This is a genomic window from Bizionia saleffrena (genome assembly GCF_008086175.1).
GTDB classification, from domain to species: Bacteria; Bacteroidota; Bacteroidia; order Flavobacteriales; family Flavobacteriaceae; genus Bizionia; species Bizionia saleffrena.
In genome coordinates this window covers 1-1,771 of the sequence record NZ_VSKM01000040.1, presented here as the reverse complement: position 1 = coordinate 1,771, position 1,771 = coordinate 1, and the positions used below count along the sequence as shown (strand labels likewise).

General features: G+C 32.1%; 2 protein-coding genes. Both read left to right on the top strand.

What is annotated here, in order from left to right:
* Positions 1–1,124 (top strand): hypothetical protein (locus tag ES676_RS14830; RefSeq protein ID WP_215731663.1); only part of this gene is annotated, 1,124 nt, incomplete at its 5' end.
* A 16-nt stretch (positions 1,125–1,140) separates the two neighbouring features.
* Entirely contained in the window at positions 1,141–1,425 is a 285-nt protein-coding gene (locus ES676_RS14520) for a hypothetical protein (protein ID WP_148371043.1), read from the top strand.
* Positions 1,426–1,771 lie beyond the last annotated feature (346 nt).

Below are 1,771 nucleotides of genomic sequence, written 5' to 3'. Positions count from 1 at the left end.
GTCCTGCAGGACACAACGGATCCGACAATTATGCTGACTGTACAGCTTATAACAGTGATAGAATGTACTATGGTTGTGGTTTTCCTGGAGGTGGAGGCTCAACTGGTGGTAGCACAGGAAATACGTCCCCAAACACCGGGGATACAAGCGGAAGCCAAACCAATAACGGGGGTAGTGGTGGTTCATCAAGCAATGGTGGTGTTACAACACCAACAACACCTTGTAGAGGTGATGATTGTCCAGAGGAATTAGAGATAGAGGAAGAAGAGGATTGTTCATTAAACGCAACAGTTCCTGAGCAACTAAATTGCTTAATATTTGACAATCCTTATTTATTACTTGAAATAGACTGTAATCAGATACAGAGCTGGCAAACGTTAAGTCAACATACCGCTCCGCAGAGTGTACAAAATAAAATAAATGATCTTCCAAGTTCATTAACAAACGATTTTGAAATTCAAGCATTAAGTGATGCGAGCGGTACAATGGTCAATCTTGATTATTTTTCAGTTAATGTGACAAATTTACCTAATAATCCTAATTCAAATACTCAATTTACTGCAGATGAATTATTAGATCACATACGTATTAATTTCAATAACTTTGTTGAAGGATCTACATTTGATCCATATTGTGAAATATCCTCAATGTGCCAAACAGAAACAGATCTTTGGAATTCTAATAACCCATTGGGTAGCATTATATATATAGATATCCCGTTTGATGATGGCGTTGTTGTCTGTACGGAATACTCAAACAATTATTGGTACTTTATGACTATAAATTCGCCTTATGCCGGTAATCATCCTGTTAGTGGTACAAGACAGTTTGGTTATGAACAGAATTTAGAGGGGTCTTATAATTTTTTTGTAAGAGGTGTTGATAGGTTTGACTCTAACATTGTCGAAAATGTTTCGTATGGATTAGATGGTTTTGATAATGCCTTTCAAGGCGCAGACGATTTATGGTCAAGTTTTCAAGAAAGATTAAATAATTTTATAAATAACCCAATTAATGGAGGCTCCGCAACTATTTCAACACCTACAAAAAATAGACCAGATTGGAATAAGGTGCAAGAAGTTTTAAATGGTGAAAGGCCAATTAGTGATTTAGGGTGTGAATAAAATCAACAATGAAATTATGCTTAAAAAAATAAATTTAAATAAAGTGTTTATAATAATACTTCTTGCTAGCGGCACTATCTATTCATTACCTTCAAAAGTATTAATTGGTGTTTATTCACCAAGTTTACTAGGGTGGTTTTTAGTTGCCTTTTTAGTTCCGTTAATGTTTATATTACTTATTTGGTTATCAATTATAGATTTGAGAAAAAATAGAATTAAGTTACTACTTGAAAGATTGTTAATTTTAATTATAGTTTTAGGATTAAGTTTAGGTTTTAAATATTTAATCAAATTTTTTTAAAAAAATATATTGACAACATCGATAACGAAAATTTATAATTTGATTCCAATTACGGTTTTTACCGTAACGAAAAGTGCAAATAAGTTGTAGTTTTCGATGAATGGTACTAAAAGGTATTGTGAGATTGTTATTATTATACACTTGCTTTTAATAATAAAAATTAATAATTTTTAAAACCAACCAAACGATTGAAAAAAAGAAAATGTAAACAGTATTTAAAACTAGTAATGTTGCTCTTCGGGGTTACATTTGTGTTATCTAGTTGCCAAAAAGAGGATGATTTTACACGGAGTTCACAAGCAGAAAATAGTCTAAGCCCAAAGTTTAAAATATCTAAGATTAATAA